22 protein-coding genes are annotated in these 20,362 nt (G+C 70.9%); 17 read left to right on the top strand and 5 right to left on the bottom strand.

Translation table 11 applies throughout. The features are described from left to right. Positions 1 to 13: 13 nt before the first annotated feature. Together ORV05_RS20460 and ORV05_RS20455 are read right to left on the bottom strand one after the other, a co-directional pair. A complete protein-coding gene (locus tag ORV05_RS20460) occupies positions 14 to 556 on the bottom strand; it encodes a hypothetical protein (protein WP_268441320.1) in 543 nt (180 codons plus the stop codon). An 84-nt stretch (positions 557 to 640) separates the two neighbouring features. After that, positions 641 to 1,390 carry an IclR family transcriptional regulator gene (locus ORV05_RS20455; protein ID WP_268441318.1) on the bottom strand — a complete coding sequence of 250 codons (750 nt, stop codon included), beginning with the start codon at positions 1,388 to 1,390 and terminating at the stop codon, positions 641 to 643. Between the two features lie 40 nt (positions 1,391 to 1,430). On the opposite strand from ORV05_RS20455, the gene ORV05_RS20450 reads away from it, so the two are divergent. Both ORV05_RS20450 and dmpG read left to right on the top strand, forming a co-directional pair. Then, complete coding sequence (locus tag ORV05_RS20450) at positions 1,431 to 2,348, top strand: acetaldehyde dehydrogenase (acetylating) (RefSeq protein WP_268441316.1); 918 nt, start codon at positions 1,431 to 1,433, stop codon at positions 2,346 to 2,348. Further along, complete coding sequence (dmpG, locus tag ORV05_RS20445) at positions 2,345 to 3,379, top strand: 4-hydroxy-2-oxovalerate aldolase (protein WP_268441314.1); 1,035 nt, start codon at positions 2,345 to 2,347, stop codon at positions 3,377 to 3,379. The genes ORV05_RS20450 and dmpG overlap by 4 nt, the downstream gene beginning before the upstream one ends. A gap of 5 nt (positions 3,380 to 3,384) precedes the next feature. Here the strand turns inward: dmpG and ORV05_RS20440 are convergent, their stop codons facing one another. Next, a complete protein-coding gene (locus ORV05_RS20440; protein WP_268441311.1) occupies positions 3,385 to 3,978 on the bottom strand; it encodes a TetR/AcrR family transcriptional regulator in 594 nt (197 codons plus the stop codon). A 51-nt stretch (positions 3,979 to 4,029) separates the two neighbouring features. Here ORV05_RS20440 and ORV05_RS20435 point away from each other — a divergent pair, with 51 nt between their 5' ends. From ORV05_RS20435 to cobA, 8 genes are all read left to right on the top strand, one after another. Continuing rightward, complete coding sequence (locus ORV05_RS20435) at positions 4,030 to 4,944, top strand: oxygenase MpaB family protein (RefSeq protein ID WP_268441309.1); 915 nt, start codon at positions 4,030 to 4,032, stop codon at positions 4,942 to 4,944. Then, a complete protein-coding gene (locus ORV05_RS20430; protein ID WP_268441308.1) occupies positions 4,941 to 5,966 on the top strand; it encodes an LLM class F420-dependent oxidoreductase in 1,026 nt (341 codons plus the stop codon). The genes ORV05_RS20435 and ORV05_RS20430 overlap by 4 nt, the downstream gene beginning before the upstream one ends. A 195-nt stretch (positions 5,967 to 6,161) precedes the next feature. After that, positions 6,162 to 8,204 carry a neutral/alkaline ceramidase gene (locus ORV05_RS20425; RefSeq protein WP_268441306.1) on the top strand — a complete coding sequence of 681 codons (2,043 nt, stop codon included), beginning with the start codon at positions 6,162 to 6,164 and terminating at the stop codon, positions 8,202 to 8,204. A 90-nt stretch (positions 8,205 to 8,294) separates the two neighbouring features. After that, positions 8,295 to 9,599, top strand: a complete 1,305-nt coding sequence (locus ORV05_RS20420; RefSeq protein ID WP_268441304.1) for an MFS transporter — start codon at positions 8,295 to 8,297, stop codon at positions 9,597 to 9,599. Further along, the gene (locus tag ORV05_RS20415) at positions 9,596 to 10,996 is read left to right on the top strand and encodes a pyridoxal phosphate-dependent decarboxylase family protein (protein ID WP_268441302.1); all 1,401 of its coding nucleotides are present in this window, start codon (positions 9,596 to 9,598) and stop codon (positions 10,994 to 10,996) included. The genes ORV05_RS20420 and ORV05_RS20415 overlap by 4 nt, the downstream gene beginning before the upstream one ends. Before the next feature lie 121 nt (positions 10,997 to 11,117). After that, a complete protein-coding gene (locus ORV05_RS20410; RefSeq protein WP_268441299.1) occupies positions 11,118 to 11,324 on the top strand; it encodes a TetR/AcrR family transcriptional regulator C-terminal ligand-binding domain-containing protein in 207 nt (68 codons plus the stop codon). A 195-nt stretch (positions 11,325 to 11,519) separates the two neighbouring features. Beyond that, positions 11,520 to 11,912: an ankyrin repeat domain-containing protein gene (locus ORV05_RS20405; RefSeq protein ID WP_268441297.1), complete on the top strand. Its 393-nt coding sequence runs from the start codon at positions 11,520 to 11,522 to the stop codon at positions 11,910 to 11,912. A gap of 38 nt (positions 11,913 to 11,950) precedes the next feature. Further along, complete coding sequence (cobA, locus tag ORV05_RS20400; protein ID WP_268441294.1) at positions 11,951 to 13,177, top strand: uroporphyrinogen-III C-methyltransferase; 1,227 nt, start codon at positions 11,951 to 11,953, stop codon at positions 13,175 to 13,177. Here cobA and ORV05_RS20395 read toward each other — a convergent pair. Then, positions 13,128 to 14,075, bottom strand: coding sequence for an alpha/beta fold hydrolase (locus ORV05_RS20395; RefSeq protein WP_268441292.1), 948 nt, complete (start codon positions 14,073 to 14,075; stop codon positions 13,128 to 13,130). The genes cobA and ORV05_RS20395 overlap by 50 nt on opposite strands. A gap of 30 nt (positions 14,076 to 14,105) precedes the next feature. Here ORV05_RS20395 and ORV05_RS20390 point away from each other — a divergent pair, with 30 nt between their 5' ends. Continuing rightward, positions 14,106 to 14,945 (top strand): crotonase/enoyl-CoA hydratase family protein, encoded by an 840-nt coding sequence (locus tag ORV05_RS20390; RefSeq protein ID WP_268441289.1) that lies wholly within the window; start codon positions 14,106 to 14,108, stop codon positions 14,943 to 14,945. 9 nt (positions 14,946 to 14,954) lie between these two features. Then, positions 14,955 to 16,649: an AMP-binding protein gene (locus tag ORV05_RS20385; protein ID WP_268441286.1), complete on the top strand. Its 1,695-nt coding sequence runs from the start codon at positions 14,955 to 14,957 to the stop codon at positions 16,647 to 16,649. A gap of 204 nt (positions 16,650 to 16,853) precedes the next feature. Here ORV05_RS20385 and ORV05_RS20380 read toward each other — a convergent pair whose 3' ends face one another. Beyond that, positions 16,854 to 17,327, bottom strand: a complete 474-nt coding sequence (locus ORV05_RS20380) for a hypothetical protein (protein ID WP_268441284.1) — start codon at positions 17,325 to 17,327, stop codon at positions 16,854 to 16,856. Positions 17,328 to 17,551: 224 nt separating this feature from the next. Here ORV05_RS20380 and ORV05_RS20375 point away from each other — a divergent pair, with 224 nt between their 5' ends. From ORV05_RS20375 to ftsR, 5 genes are all read left to right on the top strand, one after another. Continuing rightward, on the top strand, positions 17,552 to 17,767 hold the full coding sequence (locus ORV05_RS20375; protein ID WP_268441281.1) for a hypothetical protein: 216 nt from the start codon (positions 17,552 to 17,554) through the stop codon (positions 17,765 to 17,767). Positions 17,768 to 17,902: 135 nt separating this feature from the next. Continuing rightward, positions 17,903 to 18,511, top strand: coding sequence for a CDP-alcohol phosphatidyltransferase family protein (locus tag ORV05_RS20370; protein WP_268759834.1), 609 nt, complete (start codon positions 17,903 to 17,905; stop codon positions 18,509 to 18,511). Between the two features lie 60 nt (positions 18,512 to 18,571). Then, positions 18,572 to 18,955: a glycine cleavage system protein GcvH gene (gcvH, locus tag ORV05_RS20365; RefSeq protein WP_268441279.1), complete on the top strand. Its 384-nt coding sequence runs from the start codon at positions 18,572 to 18,574 to the stop codon at positions 18,953 to 18,955. Positions 18,956 to 19,092: 137 nt separating this feature from the next. Next, the gene (garA, locus tag ORV05_RS20360; protein WP_144593396.1) at positions 19,093 to 19,557 is read left to right on the top strand and encodes a glycogen accumulation regulator GarA; all 465 of its coding nucleotides are present in this window, start codon (positions 19,093 to 19,095) and stop codon (positions 19,555 to 19,557) included. Next, entirely contained in the window at positions 19,554 to 20,312 is a 759-nt protein-coding gene (ftsR, locus tag ORV05_RS20355; protein ID WP_268441277.1) for a transcriptional regulator FtsR, read from the top strand. Before garA ends, ftsR begins: the two co-directional genes overlap by 4 nt. Positions 20,313 to 20,362: the final 50 nt, after the last annotated feature.

The following is a 20,362-nucleotide window of genomic DNA, read 5'->3' as shown; positions in this document are numbered from 1 at the left end:
CCGTGGCCGGGGCTCAGGACTGGTTGCCGCGGTTGAGTCCGTAAAGGACACGCTGCAGGATCTGGGAGTCGGCGTCCATGAGCGGGACCGACGGCTCGTCCACCGGGTAGTCCGGCACGGTGTACTGGAAGTGCACCGGCGGCGGGGCCGGAGTGCGGTTGCGGGCACGCTGCGGCAGGGGGACCGCCGCCGCCGACATCCCGCTGGGCAGGGCCAGTTCCGTCCACATGTTACGGCGCCCGCCCGGCAGCGTGACGGCGTTGATCCGCGCCCCGTCCAGTTCCGGCGGCTCGCCCGGCAGGTCGTCGTCCACCTCCAGCACCAGTACGTCGCCGTGCAGGCGCAGCCGGACGGTGAGGAACCGGGGCGAACGGTGCGTGGGACCGTTCACGACCGACGCGTCGACCAGGTGGCGCACGATGCGCGTGGCCTCCCCGATCAGCGGCCGCAGCGACCATTCCGCGAGCGTGAAGCGCACGAACATCTCGGCACAGCTCACGGCACTGGGGAGCGCGACGAGCCGCAGGTCGTCGACCTGGGTGGTCTGGGCGATCACGGGTGGTCCTCCGTTTCACCGGGCGCAGGCCTCAACCGAGTGCCCGTATCTTGCCGATCCTTGCGACCGACGCGTGCACTGGGGTCAGGGGAGTGTGCGGGACAGCGTAAGGGCAGTGGTCCGGACCGCGGGGGCAACCCGCTCCACCCGGACCCGGGTGCTCCACCCGGAGATCGAGATGGCCGCACGGGCGAGACCCGAATTGTCGAGCACCGGGCTCGCGACGCACACGACGCCGGGCCCTGATTCCTCTCGGTCGTAGGCCGTTCCCTCCTCATACACCTTCGCGAGCTGCCTCCGCAGCAGGCCGGGTGCGGTGAGCGTCCGCGGCCCGATCCGGGGCAGGCCAGCAGAGATTACCGTCTCCACCACGTCCTCGGGAGAGTGCGCCAGGATTGCCTTCCCCACAGCCGTGGCGTGTGCCGGAAAGCGCCCGCCGATGCGGGAGGGCAGGGCCGGTGCGTCCGGTCCGCGCGTGATGTCCAGGTAGACCACCTCGGTGCCCTCCAGGATGGCCAGGTGCACGGTGTTGCGGGTGGCCTCGCGCAGATCGGCGAGGTACGGCCTCGCGGCGTCGGCCAGTCCGCGCTGGCCGATGGCGACCTGGCCGACCTCGAACAGTTTCAGTCCGAGCCGGACCGAACCGTCGCGCCGTTCGAGCAGTCCCTGCCGCACCAGGTGCCCGAGCAGCCGGTGCGCGGAGGATTTGGGCATGCCGGTGCGCCGGGCGAGTTCCGAGGTGCCGAGGAAGCCGTCACCGGGACGGAAGGCGGTGAACAGGGCGGTCAGGCGCGCGGCGGTCATCCCGCCGTCGTCCCGCTCAGCGGCACACATGGGTTGAGTGTGCCTCATCCCGGCGAGCATCGTAAGGGGCATGGGAAAAGTCAGTGACAAGGCGACCGCCGCGATCGTCGGCCCCGGCAACATCGGCACGGACCTGCTGGCCAAGTTGCGTCGCAGCGAGTTCGTCGACGTGCGGTACATGGTCGGCGTCGATCCCGCCTCCGACGGTCTGGCCAGGGCCGCCGCGCTCGGCCTGGAGACCTCGGCCGAGGGCGTCGACTGGCTGCTGTCCCGTGAGGAGCTGCCCGACCTGGTGTTCGAAGCGACCTCGGCGAAGGCACACCAGGCCAACGCGCCGCGCTACGCCGAGGCGGGCATCCAGGCGATCGACCTGACCCCGGCGGCGATCGGCCCGTTCACCTGTCCCGCGGTGAACCTGCCCGAGCACCTGGACGCGCCCAACCTCAACATGATCACCTGCGGCGGCCAGGCCACCATCCCGATCGTGCACGCGGTTTCCCGGGTCACGCCGGTGCCCTACGCCGAGATCGTGGCCTCGGTGTCGTCGCGGTCGGCGGGGCCGGGCACGCGGGCCAACATCGACGAGTTCACCGAGACCACCGCACACGCGATCGAGTCGGTGGGCGGCGCGGCCCGCGGCAAGGCGATCATCATCATCAACCCGGTCGAACCGCCGATGATCATGCGGGACACCGTGTTCTGCGCGATCGATCCCGGCGCCGACCGCGACGCGATCACCGGTTCCATCGAGCGCATGGTGGCCGAGGTCCAGCGCTACGTCCCCGGGTACACGCTCAAGGCCGCGCCGCAGTACGACGAGCCGCGGCCCGGCTGGAACGGCCAGGCCCGCGTCGCGGTGTTCCTGGAGGTCGCGGGCAACGGTGACTACCTGCCCGCCTACGCCGGGAATCTCGACATCATGACCGCCGCCGCCGCGCGGGTGGGCGAACTGCTGGCCGAACGAATCGTGAAAAGGGTGAAGGCATGAGCTGGGATGCTGTTGAGCGGGAAGTCCGCATCGTCGACACGAGCCTGCGGGACGGCAGCCACGCGATGGCGCACCAGTTCACCGAGGAGAACGTGCGCGACACGGTGCGGGCGCTGGACGCGGCCGGGGTGTCGCTGATCGAGGTCACCCACGGCGACGGCCTCGGCGGGTCCACCTTCAACTACGGATTCTCCCTTGTGGACGAACGGAAGCTGATCGCGGCGGCGGTGGACGAGGCGAAGCGGGCGAAGATCGCCGTGCTGCTGCTGCCCGGGCTGGGCACGGTCAGCGACCTCAAGGCGGCCGCCGATCTGGGCGCGGGTGCGGTGCGCATCGCGACGCACTGCACCGAGGCGGACGTGTCCATCCAGCACTTCAACGCGGCACGCGATCTCGGCCTGGAGACCGTGGGTTTCCTGATGCTGTCACACATGTCCACCCCGGAGGCGCTGGCCCGGCAGGGCCGGATCATGGTCGATGCCGGTTGCCAGTGTGTGTACATTGTGGACTCCGCGGGCGCGCTGATCCTCGAGGACGCCTCGGAACGGGTGGCCGCGCTGGTCGCCGAGTTCGGCGGCGAGGCCCAGGTCGGCTACCACGGGCACCAGAACCTCAGTTTCGGGGTGGCGAACTCGGTACTGGCCTACCGTGCGGGCGCACGGCAGATCGACGGTTCGCTGGTGGCGCTGGGCGCGGGGGCGGGCAACTCGCCGACCGAGGTGCTGGCGGCGGTGTTCGAGCGGCTGGGCGTGCGGACCGGGGTGGACAAGGACATCCTGATGGACGCCGCGGAGAACGTGGTCAAGCCCTACATCACGCGCCTGCCGGTGATGGACCGCTCGTCGATCGTGCAGGGTTTCGCCGGGGTGTACTCGAGCTTCCTGCTGCATGCCGAACGGGCCGCCGAACGCTACGGCGTGCCCGCCCACGAAATCCTGTACCGCGTGGGCGAGGCCCGGTACGTGGGCGGGCAGGAGGACATGATCATCGACATCGCGCTGCGACTGGCCGCCGAGCGCGAGTCCGTTTAGGACGATCAGTATCCGGCGCGGGCGAGGAGATGGACGCAGTGGCCGGTCAGCTCCTCGCGGCTCACGTTCAGTGTGCCGCCAAGGTAGCCGGTGAACAGGTTGGCCAGCGCGCCGACCAGCCCGGTCGCGGTGAGTTCGCGCTCGGCCGGGCTCATCCGCTCCGGCAGCTGTTCGCGGACCAGCGCGGCGAAGGCGGGCAGCAGGGCCACGCCGCGCGCGGACAGCGCCGGATCGGTGGTCGGGGCGAGCAGCAGTACCCGGCCCTTGCGGGGGTCGTCCACGATCAGCTCGACGAAGGCGCCGACCGCGGCGGCGGCCCGGACGGCCGGGTCGCCGTGCGGATCGGGGACGGCGTCGACGAGGGCCTGGTGGGCCTCGCCCGCGACCCGCTCGTACACGGCGAGGACGAGCTCCTCCCGGTCGGTGAAGTTTTCGTAGAAGTACCGCTCGGTGAGCTTGGCCTCGCGGCAGACGGCCCGCACGCTGACCGCCGCGCTGCCCCCCGTGCCGAGCAGTTCCAGTGCGGCGGCCAGCAACTGCTCCCGGCGGGCGGCCTTGCGGTCGGTCAGCGTCGTGCCGGCCCAGCTGCGTTTGGTCATGCTTGGTCCCCAATGTTGACTACGGGCGTTGTCAATCGTAGCGTGTGCCTCATGTCACCACAGCCTCTCGGACCCGATTCGCTGACGTGGAAGTACTTCGGCGACTGGCGCACGCTGCTGATGGCGTTGTGGGCCGGATCGATGCAGAACATGCACCCCGAACTCGGGGCCGGCGTGGAAGAGCACTCGCGCTTCTTCGAAGAACGCTGGCAGCGGCTTTTCCGTTCGCTGTACCCGATCGGCGGCGTCGTCTACGACGGGCCGCGGGCGGCCGAAACCGCCCGCACGGTGCGGGGCTACCACGACACCATCAAGGGCGTGGACAAGCACGGACGGCGCTATCACGCGCTCAACCCCGACACCTACTACTGGGCACACTCGACATTCTTCATGCTCACGCTGATCACCGCCGACCGGATGTGCGGAGGGCTCACGGAGCAGCAGAAGCGGCAACTGTTCGACGAGCACGTGCAGTGGTACCGGTTGTACGGGATGAGCCTGCGGCCCGTACCCGGTTCCTGGGAGGAGTTCCAGGAGTACTGGGACCACATGTGCGCGAACGTGCTCGAGGACAACAAGGCCACCAGGGACGTGCTCGATCTCGGCGGGCTCGACAAACCCCCGCTGCTGTCGTGGCTGCCCGGCCCGCTGTGGCGGCCGCTGCGGGTGGTCATCGCCCGCAGTTTCGTGTGGTGGACGGTCGGGCTCTACCCGGAGCCGGTCCGGGAACGGCTCGGCTTCACCTGGTCCGGCCGGAGCGAACGGCTGCACCGCCTGGTGGGACGGCTGTTCCAGTTCGCCTTCGCGCTTGTGCCGCACGATCTCCGCTACCATCCCCGCGCCAGGGCGGGCTGGCGGCGGGCCCGGGGCGAGGACGCCCCGATCGTCGAAACGCCGGCCCGCAACCTGCCCCCGCTCGCGGAGCGGAACAGTCCGGCGCACTACTCACCAATGGAGGCGACGTGAAGCTCGGCTACCACCTCGGCTACTGGTCCTCGGGGCCGCCCGCGGACGCGCTGGAGGTCATCCGGACCGCCGAAGAGCTCGGGTTCGATTCGGTCTGGACCGCCGAGGGCTACGGCTCGGACGCGCTGACCCCGCTGGCCTGGTGGGGCGCTTCGACGAGCCGCGTCAAACTGGGCACCAACATCGTCCAGATGTCCGCGCGCACCCCGACCGCGGTCGGCATGACGGCGCAGACGCTGGACCACCTTTCCGGCGGCCGGTTCATCCTCGGGCTGGGCGCCTCCGGGCCCCAGGTCGTCGAGGGCTGGTACGGGCAGCCGTATCCGCGCCCGCTGGCGCGGACCCGCGAGTACATCGACATCGTGCGAAAAGTGGTGGCGCGCAAGGAATCCGTGACCTACGACGGCGACTTCTTCCAGTTGCCGCTGCACGGCGGGACCGGGCTGGGCAAGCCGCTGAAGTCCACTTTGCACCCGCTGCGCGAGGAGATCCCGATCTACCTGGCGGCGGAGGGGCCGAAGAACGTGGCGCTGTCCGCGGAAATCTGCGATGGCTGGCTGCCGCTGTTCTTCTCGCCCAAGAGCGACGGGTTCTACCGCGCGGCGCTGGCCGAGGGCTTCGCCCGTCCCGGCGCCCGGCGCACCCCCGGCGAGTTCGAGGTGGCGGCCTCGGTGCCGGTGATCGTGCACGAGGACGTGGAGGCGGCGGCCGATCTCATCAAGCCCTCGCTGGCGCTCTACATCGGCGGTATGGGTGCGAAAACGGTGAACTTCCACCACGACGTGTTCGCGCGCATGGGCTACGAGGACGTCGCCGACAAGGTGCAGGACCTCTATCTGGCCGGGCGCAAGGCTGAGGCGACCGCGGCGATCCCGACCAGCCTGGTCGAGGACACCTCGCTGATCGGCCCGCCGGAGAAGATCCGCGACGAACTGGCGCGCTGGGAGGAAACCGTGGTCACCACGCTGCTGCTGCGGGGCGACGCGGCCACCCTGCGGAGGGTCGCTCCCATCCTCGGCTGAGCCGGATTCGCCGGTGCCGTGAAGGGTCCCTTCACAGTCGATTCGACTGTGAAGGGACCCTTCACGGCTTGCCCCAGCCCCGGCCACCGGGCTGTGCGGGCCCAACCGCAGGCCCTTCACGGCTCGCGGTTTTTGCCGTACTCTCCGGCGGAACGTGAACGTGTTTCATGTCCAGTGCTCCAAGGAGGTAGTGCGGTGACAGTGAGCCGGCGGAGAATGCTGGCGGGCGCGGCGATCGCCCCGCTGGCCATGGGCGTGTTCGGCGGCGGCGCGCAGGCCGTTGCCGCCAGCGCGGCAAACGATGCCCCGCAGGGGGACTACCTCGTCGGGGCCGGTGTCTCGGACGTGACCGGGCCCGCCGCGGAATGCGGCATGATGGGGTACTCGATGCCGCAGCAGCAGACCGCCGGCATCCACCAGCGCACCCGCGCCCGCGCCTACATCGTGGCCGACGCCTCCGGCCGCCGCGTCTGCTACGTCAACGCCGACGTCGGCGCGCTGTTCCAGTCCGTGCACCAGGGCGTGATCGCCCGGCTCCAAGCCCGCTACGGCGGGCTGTACACCGAGCAGAACACCCTCCTCAACGCCACCCACACGCACGCGGGCTGCGGCGGCTCCTCCTGGTACGCCGCCTACAACCTGTCCATCCTCGGCTTCCAGCAGCAGACCTACGACGCCCAGGTGGACGGCATCGTCGAGGCGATCGAGCGCGCGCACGACAACCTCGCCCCCGGCCGGATCACCCTGGGCCGCACCGAACTGACCGACGCGAGCGTGAACCGGTCCCGGGTCGCGTTCGAACTGAACCCGCAGGCGGACAAGGACCACTTCCCGCTGTCCATCGATCCCGCGGTCACCGTCCTGCGCTTCTCGCAGGGCGGCCGGGACATCGGGGCGATCGCCTGGTTCGCCACCCACGGCACGTCCATGACCAACGCCAACAAACTGATCAGCGGCGACAACAAGGGATACGCGGCCTACGCGTGGGAGCACGACCAGGCCGGGGTGCGCTATCTCGACGGCACCCCCGGGTTCGTGGCCTGCTTCCCGCAGACCAACTCCGGCGACATGTCCCCGAACCTCAACCTCAAGCCCGGCTCCGGCCCGACCGAGGACGAGTTCGAAAACACCCGGATCATCGGCGAGCGCCAGTTCCTCGCCGCCAAGCGCGCCTACGACGCGGCGGACGAAACGATCGGCGGCCCGCTGGACTACCGCCTGCACTATGTCGACATGTCGAAGGTGACCGTGGACGGCCGGTACACCCCCGACGGGCAGCAGCACACCACGGCGAGCGCCGCCATCGGCGTGTCCATGCTCGCCGGCAGCACCGAGGACGGGCCCGGCCTGCCGCTGCCGGAAGGCGTGAGCAACCCGTTCATCGACGCGCTTGGCGGAGTCGACTCACCGGTCGGGAAGGAACTGGCCGACGCGCAGGCGCCCAAGGTGATCGCGGTGCCCTTCGGGCAGATGAAGCCCTATCCGTGGGCACCGGAGGTGCTGCCACTGCAGATCATCCGGCTCGGGCAGCTCTACCTCGTGGGCGGGCCCGCGGAGTACACCATCGTCGCGGGCCTGCGGATCCGGCGCACGGTGGCCGCCGAACTCGGCGTTCCACTGGAGAACGTGATCATGCAGGGGTATGCGAACGCTTACAGCCAGTACGTGACCACGCCGGAGGAGTACGACTCGCAGCAGTACGAGGGCGCGTCCACCCTCTTCGGCCGCTACACGCTGCCCGCCTACCAGCAGGAGTTCGCCGGCCTCGCGGCGGCGATGCGGACCGGGGCGGCCGTCGACCACGGCCCCGTGCCGCGCGATCTTTCCCAGGATCAGCTCAACTTCCAGCCCGGCGTGGTGATGGACAGCGCGCCGCTGCTGAAGAAGTTCGGCGACGTGCTCACCGAAGCCAAGGCGAGCTACCAGCGCGGGGAGCAGGTGCTCGTCGAGTTCGTCACGGGGCACCCGAAGAACGACCTGCACCGCAACGGAACCTTCCTGGAGATCCAGCGGCTGGTGGACGGGACGTGGGTGCGCCACGCCGACGACGGCGACTGGGACACGAAGTTCCACTGGACCCGGACGGTGCTCGCCGAGTCGAAGGCGACCATCACCTGGGACATCCCGCCCGCCACCCCGGTCGGGAAGTACCGTGTGGTCCACCACGGCGACTGGAAGAGCCTGGCGGGCACGATCACCCCGTTCACCGGTACTTCGCGGGCGTTCGTGGTGTCCTGACCGCCTTTCGGTGGCCCCGGTCACGTCCGTGCCGGACGGCGGTGTCACGATTCCCCCGGCCATCGCGGGTGCACGACCACGAGGAGGATCATGGCCGCCCTGTCGGCTTCGACGAGATTCGGTTACTCCCTCGGGTCCTTCGCCACCGGTTCCTTCGGTACGGTTCCCGGCCTGCTGCTGCTGCCCTACCTGACCGACACCATGGCGGTGCCCGGCGCGGTGGCCGGGATCATCGTGCTGGTGCCCAAGGCGTGGGACGTGGTGTTCAATCCGTTCGCGGGGCGCCTGTCCGACGCGAGCCTGGCCCGGCGCGGCAGCCGCCGCCGCTTCCTGCTGGTCGGCGGGATCGGGGTGGCGGTGCTGTTCGCGGCGGTGTTCGCGCATCCCGGATTCGGCAGCACGGCCGCGGACGCGAGCTACGTGGTGCTGGCGTTCCTGTTGTGCGCCACCGCCTTCGGCATCTTCCAGGTGCCCTACAACGCGCTGCCCGCGGAGATCACCGACAACTACCACGAGCGCACGAAGCTGACCAGCTGGCGGATCGGGATCCTCGCAATAGCGATCCTGATCGCGGGCGGGGGCGCCCCGAAGATCACCAGTGCCATCGGCGGGGTGACCGGGTACCGCGTGATGGGTGTGGTGATCGGCCTGGTGATCCTGTTCGGCACCTTCGGCGTCTACCTCGGCACACGGGGAGCCCCGGTGGGTTCCCTGCGGCCCAACACGCCCGGCTGGCGGGATCTGCTGGCCACCATGAAGCAGTGGCGCTCCTTCCGCTGGCTGCTGGGTGTCTACTTCGTGCAGTCGCTCGGGCTGGGCACGCTGCTGGCCGGGGTGAACTACGCGGCCCGGTACGTGTTCGGCGACGCGGACCTGCAGACCTACCTGTTCGTGGGGTTCGTCGGTCCCGCGCTGGTGATGATGCCGGTGTGGCCGCGGCTGGGGGCCCGGTGGGGCAAGCTGTGGGGCTTCCGGTTCGCCAGCATCGTCTTCGGCCTGGGATCGCTGGGCCTGTGTGCCGCCACGGTGCTGCCGCTGGCGGTGTCGTTCGTGTTCGTGGCGCTGGCCGGGGTCGGCTACGCCGGCATCCAGGTGTTCCCGCTGGCGATCCTGCCCGATCTGATCGGCCAGGAGGAGGAGCGCACCGGAGCCACGCGCGCCGGGATCGCGGCCGGGGTCTGGACGGCTTCGGAGACGCTCGGGCTGGCGCTCGGGCCGGGGCTGTTCGGCCTGCTGCTCAGCGCGGGCGACTACGTGTCCACTGTGGACTCTTCGGCGACACAGCCCGGCAGCGCGGTGACCGCGATCCTGCTCGGATTCTCCCTGCTGCCCGGGATCCTCGTGGCTCTGGGCATTCCGCTGTTGCGGCGGACGGTACTGGAAGGCGTGTCATGACCGGCATCCTCGACGAGTTGCGCGCCCTGCGGGCGCAGGACCTGCCCACCCACGGCGGCCGGACGCTCGCCTACGTCTACGACAGCGGTCTTGCCGGGCTCGACGAGCTGGCGGCCGCCGCGCACGCACTGGCGTCGTCGGCGAACGGCCTGGACCCCACGGCCTTCCCGAGCCTGCTGCGCATGGAGAACGACCTCGTCGCCGCGGCGGCCCGGCTGCTCGGCGGCGGCGTGGGCACGGTGACCTCCGGGGGCACCGAGTCCTGCCTGCTCGCCGTGCTCGCCGCCCGGGAAGGACGGCCCGAGGTCGCGAACCCGAACATGGTGCTGCCCTCCACCGCCCATGCCGCGTTCCAGAAGGCGGCACACCTGTTCCGGGTCCGGGCGAAGACCGTACCGGTGGACGCGAAGACCTTCCGCGCCGATCCCGGGGCGATGGCGGCGGCGATCGACGATGACACCGTCCTGGTGGTGGCGAGCGCGCCGTCCTACGCGCACGGAGTGATCGACCCGATCGCGGAGATCGCGGCCGCCGCGGCGGCCCGCGGGGTGCGCATGCACGTCGACGCCTGCATCGGCGGCTGGGTGCTGCCCTACCTCCGGCGCCTCGGCCGGCCGGTGCCCGAGTTCGGGTTCGCCGTCGAAGGTGTCACGAGCATCTCGGTGGACCTGCACAAGTACGCCTACTGCCCGAAGGGCGTCTCGGTGCTGCTGCACGCCGACGCCGAGTCGCGGCGGGGCCACTACTTCTCCAGTGCCCGCTGGCCCGGGTACACGATGCTCAACACCACGCTCCAGTCCACCCGCTCCGGCGGTCCGCTGGCCGCCGCCTGGGCCGTGCTGCGCGAAATCGGCGACGACGGGTACCTCCGGCTCGCCGGGGACACCCTGGAAGCGGTCACCCGCATCCGCGAGGGCATCGGGGAGGTGGACGGGCTGGAGGTGCTCGGCGACCCGGATTCGACCCTGATCGCGGTGGGTGCGGTGAGCGACGAGTTCGACCTGTTCACCGTGGCGGACGAGATGAAGGAGCGAGGCTGGTACGTGCAGCCGCAGTTCGCCTACGAGTCCTCGCCGGTGAACCTGCACCTGACCGTCACGGCGGCCAACCGGGGCAGCGAGGCGGAGTTCCTGGGCGACCTGCGGGACGCGGTGGCGGCCGCCCGCGCCGCGGGCCCCGTCACGGTGGACCCGGAAGTCGCCGCCTTCGTCGCCGCGCTGGATCCGGACACGCTGACCGCCGGGCAGTTCGCCGGGCTGCTGGCCGCCGCCGGCCTGACCGGCGGATCGGGGCTGCCCGCGCGCATGGCCGGGATCAACGCGCTGCTCGCCGAGGCGCGGCCCGCCCTGCGCGAACGGCTGCTGCTGGAATTCCTCGGCGGGCTCTACCAGAACTGAGCGCGGGCGCGAGCGATGGTCTGCGCGACGAGTGCCGGGTCTTCGAGCGGCATCGCGTGGCTGACTCCTGGGAGGGTGGTCAGAAGGGAGTGCGGGATGCGCTCCGCCAGTGCCTTGTTGCGTGCGTGATACGGGCTGCCGAGCAGCAGCCCGTCACCGCCATCGACGCCGCTACTTCGACGAGATCATCGCTCCCTGCCGCGCGGCCGTCTACCGGATCCTGCGGCGGGGAATCGCCGCGGGAGAGATCCGCCCCGACATCGAGTTCGTCGGCGAACTGCTCGTCGCCCCCATCCTCGCCCGCGCCGGCACGGGGCGCGCTTGGTGACGCATTGGCATTAATGCGGAATCGCGATCGCGATTCCGCATGCCATTTTCTGTCCTTGTGCAGCCGCACCGGAATGCGGTATGACGCCGGTCAGGGCGGCCTCGCGGGTGAATTCCGCCGTGACGTTCTACTGTCATGGCGGCAAGAAGGCGGCGCCGCCACGCGAACCATGGCGAACCGGCATAGGTTGGGGCCATGAGCGGACCCGAGCCCGATCCGGCACTGCTGGAGATGGCGGCCAGGGTCTTCGGTTTCGCCAGGAGCGGGCAGACCGGGACCCTGATGGCCTACGTCGACGCCGGGATCCCGGTGAACCTCGGCAACGACAAGGGCGACACGCTGCTCATGCTCGCCGCCTACCACGGCCATGCGGAGACGGTGGCCGCCCTGCTCGCCCGGGGAGCCGATCCCAACCGCCTCAACGACCGGGGACAGAGTCCGCTGGCGGGCGCGGTGTTCAAGGACGAGCCCGAGGTGGTGAAGGCGCTCCTCGCCGCCGGTGCCGACCCCGAGGCGGGCAGGCCCTCCGCGGTGGACACCGCCCGCATGTTCGGCAATAGCGAGTTGCTCACACTCCTGCAACCCTGACGCGGCGGTCCGGCCCCGAGACCGGCATGCTTACCGGCATGCCCGAAGACCACTACCTCGTCGGCCTGGACCTGGCCGGCCGGCGCGTCGTCCTGGTCGGGGGCGGCACGGTCGCCCAGCGCCGCCTGCCTCGCCTGATCGGTGCGGGTGCCGCCGTCGAGCTGATCTCCCCGCACGTGACGCCCGCGGTCGGCGCCATGGCGGAGGCGGGGGAGCTGGTCTGGCATCAGCGCCGCTACGCCGAGGGCGACCTCGAAGGCGCGTGGTACGCGCTCGCCTGCACCGACGATCCCGCGGTCAACGCGGAGATCTGCGCCGAGGCCGAGCGCCGTCGCGTGTTCTGTGTCCGGGCCGACGCGGGCACGCGGGGCTCAGCGGTGACCGCCGCCGTCGGACGGCACGAAGGCATGGTCGTCGGCGTGTTGTCCGGCGGTGAGCCGCTGCGGTCGGCCGCGGTCCGGGACAACCTCGTCGAGGCACTGCGCACCGGCCTGGTCGACGACGGTGCGGTGCGCCCCGGGATCGGGGAACTGCCCGGGGTGGCGCTGGTCGGCGGCGGCCCCGGCGACCCCGAGCTGATCACGGTCAAGGGCCGCCGGCTGCTGGCGCGCGCCGACGTGGTGGTGGCCGACCGCCTTGGCCCGCGCGAACTGCTCGACGAGCTCGCCCCCGACGTCGAGATCGTGGACGCCGCCAAGATCCCCTACGGCCGTGCCGCCAGCCAGGAGTTCATCAACTCGACGTTGATCGAGAACGCGAAGGCGGGCAAGTTCGTGGTGCGGCTCAAGGGCGGTGACCCGTACCTGTTCGGCCGCGGCTTCGAGGAGCTCCTCGCCTGCGCGGAGGCCGGGGTCCCGGTCACCGTGGTCCCCGGCATCACCAGTGCCTTCGCCGTCCCGGCGGCGGCAGGCGTGCCGGTGACCCACCGTGGCGTCGCGCACGAGGTGGTCGTGGTCTCCGGCCACGTGGCCCCCGGCCATCCGAGCTCGCTGGTCGACTGGACCGCGCTCGGGCGCCTGCGCGGCACCATCGTGCTCATGATGGGCGTGGAGCGGCTCGGGGAGTTCGCCGCCGCCCTGCTCGAGGCCGGACGCCCCGGGGACACCCCGGTCGCCATCGTGCAGGACGGCACCATGCCGGCCCAGCGGATCACCCGTTCCACCTTGGATTCCGTGGCGGAGGACGCCAGGGCGGCCGGGGTACGCCCGCCCGCGGTCACCGTGATCGGCCCGGTGGCCGCGCTCGACCCGGATCCGCGTGCCTAGCCCGTCGGCCTTCGACCAGTCTCCCCGGCGTGACGGCGTCCGTTTCCGTATCGCCGGAGTCTCCGGAGTCTCCGGAGCCGCCGGAGTCGTAGCACCGCCGCGCGAACCCGATGATCGCCTCGGTCAGCCGCTGAGGGTCGAGTCGCAGTTCCACCGGGCTGCGAGCCTCGACGAACTCGGCGTGCGGCAGGTCCGCGGCGAGCGTGTCGGCGTCGCCGAACGGGTGGATCGGATCGCGCTGGTGCCCGATCACCAGCGCCGGCACACTGATCTGCCTGCGTACCGCCTTCGGCGGGGCGATCCGGCCGAACAGGACACCGTGCAGCAGCCCGGCCATCGACGCCGGGCGCTGGCTCAGCGTGTCGGTGACCACATCGACCCACTGGTTGCCGTGCGGCACCAGGCGGGCCATCGTGGCCACCCCGGAGACGCTCACCGGGACGAACCGGGCGGCGAACAGCAGGGGGGCGAAGGTGAGCAGGCCCGCCACGATCGCGTTGTCGAGCACCGGCATCTCCACGATCATGCCGTGCAGCCGTTCGGGTGCGGCGACGGCCACTTCGAGTGCCACGTTGGCCCCGAGCGAGGTGCCCCCGACCACCGCCCGCTCGATGCCGAGGTGATCCAGCAGCGCCATCACCTGCAGCCCGAAGGCGGGCATGGAATAGCGCCACGACTCGGTGGGCCGGTCGGACTCGCCGTGCCCGAGCAGGTCGAGCGTGATCACGTGGAAGCCCTCGTGGGCGAGGGCGCGTGCGAGCGGGGCGTGCATGCGGCGGGTGAGCATCAGTCCGTGCGTGAGCACGACGATCCGGTCACCGTGACCGTACTCGGTGTAGGCGAGCCGGTGTCCTTCGAAGGTGAACGATCCGGCCAGCTCCAGAAGGTGCGGGGCCATGTACCCAGCAAACCATGAGGATGGTTCAAGATGACAGCCATGAATGAAACCGCTGACCTGGTCGCCTTCACGGTCGACCGCTCCGGCCCGGTGGCCGAGGTGACCCTGCTGGGGCCGTCCAAGGGCAACGCCATGGGCCCCGATTTCTGGCGTGAGCTGCCGATTGTGTTCCGCGCACTCGACGCCGACCCGGAGGTCCGCGCGATCGTGCTGACCGGCAGCGGGCGCAACTTCTCCTACGGCCTCGACCTGCCCGCGATGATGGGTGCGTGGGGCCCGCTGCTCGGCCCGGACTCGCTGGCGGGCCCGCGCACCGCCTTCCTCAAGGAGGTCCGCAGTCTCCAGGCCAGCGTCACCGCGGTGGCCGAGTGCCGCACCCCGGTGATCGCCGCCATCTCCGGCTGGTGCATCGGCGGCGGGGTGGACCTGATCGCCGCCGCGGACGTCCGGCTGGCCAGCGCCGAGGCGAAGTTCAGCGTGCGCGAGGCGAAGGTGGCCATCGTGGCCGACATCGGCAGCCTCCAGCGCCTCGCGGGCGTGATCGGCGAGGGGCACCTGCGGGAGCTGGCCCTGACCGGTAAGGACATCGACGCCGCCCGCGCCGAACGGATCGGCCTGGTCAACGACGTCTACCCGGATCAGGAGGCGGTGCTCGCCGCGGCCCGCGCGATGGCGGCGGAGATCGCCGAGAACCCGCCGCTGGTCGTGCAGGGCATCAAGGAGGTGCTCTCGCTCAACACCGAACGCCAGGTCGCCGACGGGCTGCGCTACGTCTCGACTTGGAACGCCGCGTTCCTGCCCAGCAAGGATCTGGGGGAGGCCGTGCAGGCCTTCATGGAGCGCAGGAAGCCCGAATTCAAGGGTGAGTGAGGAGAACAGGTGAGCAACGACGCTTTCCGCCAGGCCCGCGACTACCTGCTGGCACACCGCGAGGACTACGACACCGCGTACCGGGAATTCGCCTGGCCGATGCCGGAGGAGTTCAACTGGGCGCTCGACTGGTTCGACGTGATCGCGCGCGCCCCGGAGAACGCCCAGCGGTACGCGCTGTGGATCGTCGAGGAGGACGGGTCGGAGGGGCGATGGACCTTCCCCGAACTTTCGGAACGGTCGAACCGCGTGGCGAACTGGCTACGCGGGCACGGCGTGCGCCGCGGCGACCGGCTGATCCTCATGCTGGGCAACCAGGTGGAGCTGTGGGAGACCATCCTCGCCTCGATCAAGCTCGGCGCCGTGATCATCCCGGCGTCCACCCTGCTCGGTCCGGACGACCTGCGTGACCGGGTCGAGCGCGGCGCGGCACGCCATGTCGTGGTGCGCTCGGCCGACGCACCGAAGTTCGCCGGGGTGACGGGTGATTACACGCGGATCGCGGTGGGCGAGGAGGTGCCCGGCTGGCTGTCCTTCGCCGACACCGCCACCGGCGCCACGGAGTTCACTCCGGACGGTGCCACCGCGGCCGCCGACCCGCTCCTGCTGTACTTCACCTCGGGCACCACGGCCAAGCCGAAGCTGGTGCAGCACACGCACGTCTCCTACCCGGTGGGCCATTTGTCCACTATGTACTGGATCGGCCTGGAACCGGGCGACGTGCACCTGAACATCTCCTCGCCGGGCTGGGCCAAGCACGCCTGGAGCAACGTGTTCGCGCCGTGGAACGCCGAGGCGACGGTGTTCCTGTACAACTACGACCGGTTCGACGCCACCCGGCTGATGGCGCAGATGGACCGGTGCGGGATCACCAGTTTCTGCGCGCCGCCGACGGTGTGGCGGATGCTCATCCAGGCCGACCTGACGGAACTGAAGAACCCGCCCCGCAAGGTGGTCGGGGCGGGTGAGCCGCTCAACCCGGAGGTGATCGACCAGGTCCGCAGGGCCTGGGGCGTGACCATCCGGGACGGCTTCGGCCAGACCGAGAGCAGTGTGCAGATCGCCAACACCCCGGGACAGCCGGTCAAGTCCGGTTCGATGGGGCGGCCGCTGCCCGGGTTCACGGTGGCGCTTCTCGACCCGGTCACCGGGCAGCGCAGCACCGAGGGCGAGATCTGCCTCGACCTCGCGCACCGCCCGGTCGGGCTGATGGCGGGCTACGCCGACGACGACGAGCGCACCGCGACGGCGTTCGAGGGCGGCTACTACCACACCGGTGACGTCGGCTCGATCGACGAGGACGGCTACATCACCTACGTGGGCCGCACCGACGACGTGTTCAAGGCGTCGGACTACCGGATTTCGCCGTTCGAACTGGAGAGCGTGCTCCTGGAACACGAAGCGGTGGCCGAGGCGGCCGTCGTGCCGTCGCCGGACCCGATCCGGCTGGCGGTGCCGAAGGCCTACGTCGTGCTGGCCGCGGGCCACGCCGCGGACGCGGCGACGGCCGAGAGCATCCTGGCCTTCGGCCGCGAGCACCTGGCGCCCTACAAGCGGATCCGGCGGCTGGAGTTCACCGAACTGCCCAAGACGATCTCGGGCAAGATCCGGCGGGTCGAACTGCGCGGCCGGGAACAGTCCGTTCCGGACGGCAGGCCGCCCGGTGAGTTCCGCGAGGAGGACTTCCCCTCGCTCAAGTCCTGAAGCGGACGCACTGCGCGCCGACGGGGCCCCGCACGGGTGGCGTGCGGGGCCCCTTCGCGCGCTCAGTTCGCGCCCGTCCTCTGTGGAGCATGTCGCGGCCGGTTCGCCGGTCCGCAGTCGACGGTCCCGTTCCGCACGATCACCGGGCCGGGGCGGCGGGGAAAGCGGGCCGCGGGCCAAAGCGGTTCCGCGGGCGGTCCGGGGTCACTCGGCGGCGACCACGCGGGCGTACACGGTCTTGTCGTCGAGGCTGCAGGTGGTGCCGCCCTGGGAGCTGGGCGGGCCGGACACGCACAACCAGCCGTCGACGGTGGCGCTCACCGGGCGGCCGGAGCCCGCGGGCTGCTGCCCGGCGATCCCGGCCTGGAACTTCGCCACGAGCTGGTGGGCCTGCGGGCAGCCGATGCCGGTCGCGGTGCTGTCGAGCACGCTCAGGGTCAGGCCGCTGGCCGCGGTGACGGAGCCGCAACTGCCGTCGGCCGACGCCAGGGCAGGCACGCTCGTCACGGTGGCCGCGGCGCGCCCGGCCGGGGCGGCGCCCGTCGCGGAACCGGAGGCCGGGCCCGCGGAGGTTCCGGTGAGGGCGGGCGCGGCGGTCTGCGGGGCGGGCACCGAGCACGCGGTGAGGAGCGCGGTGGCGCCCCCGGCGAGCAGCGGGCCGAGCCGCCTGACGATCATCGTTTCCTCCCTCGGACATGATCCGGCAGGGCGAGGCTACCGCTGGGCGGGGGCCGCCGCGCACCGGGCCATGGATGGTCCACAGTGGACCGCCGCGTAGGGTTGGCCCCTCCACTGGGCGGGTGAATCTCCTCGGGCGGGCTAACGTTGCCGGTTCCGCCGCCGACGTTGGCGGTGTACCTGCCCGGTGAGCCAATCCTGTCCCTCTTTCCCTTCAGAGAGCGATGAACACCGAAAGCACAAACGGAACCCAGTCCCCGGAAAACGCCGAACCGCCGACCACCCCCTGCACCGTGGTGTGGAGCCAGGGGCGCCCGTACGTCCTCGAACCGGGCGACGGCAACCCCCGCTGGGTCGGCACCGACAACCGTGGCCGCCCGCTCAAGCTGACCGGCGCCGACCTGCGCCGTCGCGGCTGGAGCCTTCACCGGGCGAGCTAGGGTGACGGGGTGATCGAGCCCCGCCCGGACAGGGCGCCCGAGGACACCACCCGCGCCCGCGGTCAGGGCACGGAGACCGGGCGCCCCGTCGACAGCAGTCCCGCCGGTGCCCTTGCCTCTGCACCGGACGGCCCGGTGGCCGGACCGGAGCAGCCCCCGCTGCTCCGGCAGGCACTCACCGTGCCCAATCTCCTGTCCCTGCTCCGCCTGGCCGGGGTGCCGGTCTTCCTGTGGCTGCTGCTGGGCCCGAAGGCCGACGGCTGGGCGCTGGCGCTGCTGGTGTTCAGCGCGCTGACCGACTGGCTCGACGGCAAACTCGCCCGATGGCTCGACCAGACGAGCAGGCTCGGCCAGCTGCTCGACCCCGCCGCCGACCGGCTCTACATCGTCGCGACCCTGGCCGCGTTCCTCCTCCGGGGCATCCTGCCCTGGTGGGTGGTGGCCGCGCTGGTGGTGCGCGAGCTGGTCGTCGGCGTGGCGATCCTGGTGTTGCGGCGCAACGGATTCGCCCCGCCCGAGGTGACCTACATCGGCAAGGGGGCGACCTTCGTGCTGATGTACGCCTTCCCGTTCCTGCTGCTGACCCAGGGCGCCGCGGCCGATTCCACGGTGGCCGCGATCGCCCGCCCGATCGCCTACGCCTTCATGACCTGGGGCGGTGTGCTGTACCTGTGGTCCGGGGCGTTGTACGTCCTGCAGACCGTCCGGGCCATCCGGGGTGCCGCCCGGACCGGCCGGATGTAAGACTTCCGCCGGAAGGTCCGCGCCGCCAGGCGGCGGACCGGCGAAGAAAGGGGACGGCGGGTGTCCGCACCAGAAGAATTGCGCTACACCGAAGAGCACGAGTGGGTGGCCACCGGCTCCGGTGACTCGGTCCGGGTCGGCATCACCGAGTACGCGCAGGACCAGCTCGGCGACGTGGTCTTCGTCGAGCTGCCCGAGGTGGGCAAGCAGCTGTCGGCGGGCGACGTGTTCGGCGAGGTCGAGTCGACCAAGAGCGTGTCCGAACTGTTCGCTCCGGTGGACGGCGAGGTGGTGGCCGTCAACGGCGCCGTGGTCGACTCCCCGGAGCTGATCAACAGCGATCCCTACGGCGAGGGCTGGCTCATCGAGATCAGGGCCGGGGACCCGTCGGCGGTGGAGGCGCTGCTCGATTCGGAGGCCTACCAGGCCCTGACGGCGGGCTGAGCCGGGCCGATCCGGGCTGATCCGGGCCGGGCGCGCGGGGGCCGGGAGGGAGCCCCGGCAGCCCCTTCGCGATCAGGCACGGTACGTTGACAGCACACGTTGCTAGGCAAAACACTTCAGTGGTGAGGAGAGCTCAGGTGAGCACGAACGACGGGCCCGGCGTTCCCCCGGAGCAGTCTCCGGAGCGGACTTCGATCTTCCGGGCCGACTTCCTGGCGGACGCGGAGGCGCAGGAGTCGGCGGCGCCGGAGCCCTCGGTCGCCGGTGTCGACGCGCTTCCGGCAGGCTCGGCCCTGCTGGTCGTCAAGCGCGGCCCGAACGCGGGGTCCCGGTTCCTGCTGGACCGGGACACCACCAGCGCGGGCAGGCACCCGGACAGCGACATCTTCCTCGACGACGTCACGGTTTCCCGGCGGCACGCGGAGTTCCGGCGGGAGGGCGGCGAATTCGTCGTCATCGACGTGGGCAGCCTCAACGGCACCTACGTCAACCGCGAGCCGGTGGACCAGGCCGTGCTCGCCGGCGGTGACGAGGTCCAGATCGGCAAGTTCCGCCTGGTCTTCCTGACCGGCCCGGGGCACGGGGGTCAGGGGGCACAGTGACGGCTGCGGGGCGGCCACAGCGCGATGCGTTGAGCATCGGGGCCGTGCTGGCGCAGCTTCGCGCCGACTTCCCCGATGTGACCATCTCCAAGATCCGGTTCCTCGAGTCGGAAGGCCTGGTCCAGCCCGGCCGGACTCCCTCGGGCTACCGGCAGTTCGCCCCGGCGGACGTGGAGCGCCTGCGGTTCGTGCTGGCCGCCCAGCGGGATCACTACCTGCCCCTGAAAGTGATCAAGGAACAGCTCGACGCCGCCGACCGCGGTGCCGGTGGCGTCGATCCCGGCGTGGGCAGGCTGCCCCGCAAGCTCGTGCCGCTCCCGGCGGGCGACGGTGAAACCCCGGGCGAAGGCCTGCCCGGTGCGGAGGATTTCGCACCGGGCAGACAGGTCCGCCTGACCCAGGAGGAACTGCTCGCCGAGGCGGGCATCGACGTGCGCACCCTGGCCGAACTCGAGCAGTACGGCCTACTTCGTCCCGGGGCCGCCGGGTTCTACGATCCGGATTCCGTCCAGATCGCCCGGACGATCCGCGCGATGACCGAGTTCGGCATCGAGCCGCGGCATCTGCGTGCCTTCCGCGCGTCGGCGGACCGGGAAGTGGGTCTGCTGGAGCAGATCGTCGCCCCGGTCTATCGTCATCGGGACGCCGACGCGAAGGCCCGCGCGGACGAAATGGTGCGGGAGCTGGCCGCGCTGTCGGTCACCCTGCACACTTTGCTGGTCAAGGCCGGTATCCGAGGTGTGACCGGCGGCTGACGACTGGTCACGCCGGATGCGCCTGGTCGGTAATGACACAGTTTCGACAC

This window comes from Amycolatopsis cynarae (genome assembly GCF_026802195.1).
GTDB classification, from domain to species: Bacteria; Actinomycetota; Actinomycetes; order Mycobacteriales; family Pseudonocardiaceae; genus Amycolatopsis_E; species Amycolatopsis_E rhizosphaerae.
The sequence above is the reverse complement of the archived record's forward strand: the minus strand, read 5'-3'. Positions and strand labels throughout refer to the sequence as shown.

Bases quoted from the DNA above. Each gene is read 5' to 3' on its own strand.
- ORV05_RS20440 (WP_268441311.1), bottom strand. From the start codon at position 3,978: ATGACCAAACGCAGCTGGGCCGGCACGACGCTGACCGACCGCAAGGCC.
- ORV05_RS20390 (WP_268441289.1), top strand. From the start codon at position 14,106: ATGACAGCCATGAATGAAACCGCTGACCTGGTCGCCTTCACGGTCGAC.
- ORV05_RS20455 (WP_268441318.1), bottom strand. From the start codon at position 1,390: ATGTGTGCCGCTGAGCGGGACGACGGCGGGATGACCGCCGCGCGCCTG.
- ORV05_RS20380 (WP_268441284.1), bottom strand. From the start codon at position 17,327: ATGATCGTCAGGCGGCTCGGCCCGCTGCTCGCCGGGGGCGCCACCGCG.
- ORV05_RS20420 (WP_268441304.1), top strand. From the start codon at position 8,295: ATGGCCGCCCTGTCGGCTTCGACGAGATTCGGTTACTCCCTCGGGTCC.
- ORV05_RS20395 (WP_268441292.1), bottom strand. From the start codon at position 14,075: ATGGCCCCGCACCTTCTGGAGCTGGCCGGATCGTTCACCTTCGAAGGA.
- cobA (WP_268441294.1), top strand. From the start codon at position 11,951: ATGCCCGAAGACCACTACCTCGTCGGCCTGGACCTGGCCGGCCGGCGC.
- ORV05_RS20450 (WP_268441316.1), top strand. From the start codon at position 1,431: ATGGGAAAAGTCAGTGACAAGGCGACCGCCGCGATCGTCGGCCCCGGC.
- dmpG (WP_268441314.1), top strand. From the start codon at position 2,345: ATGAGCTGGGATGCTGTTGAGCGGGAAGTCCGCATCGTCGACACGAGC.
- ORV05_RS20435 (WP_268441309.1), top strand. From the start codon at position 4,030: ATGTCACCACAGCCTCTCGGACCCGATTCGCTGACGTGGAAGTACTTC.
- ORV05_RS20375 (WP_268441281.1), top strand. From the start codon at position 17,552: ATGAACACCGAAAGCACAAACGGAACCCAGTCCCCGGAAAACGCCGAA.
- ORV05_RS20405 (WP_268441297.1), top strand. From the start codon at position 11,520: ATGAGCGGACCCGAGCCCGATCCGGCACTGCTGGAGATGGCGGCCAGG.
- ORV05_RS20415 (WP_268441302.1), top strand. From the start codon at position 9,596: ATGACCGGCATCCTCGACGAGTTGCGCGCCCTGCGGGCGCAGGACCTG.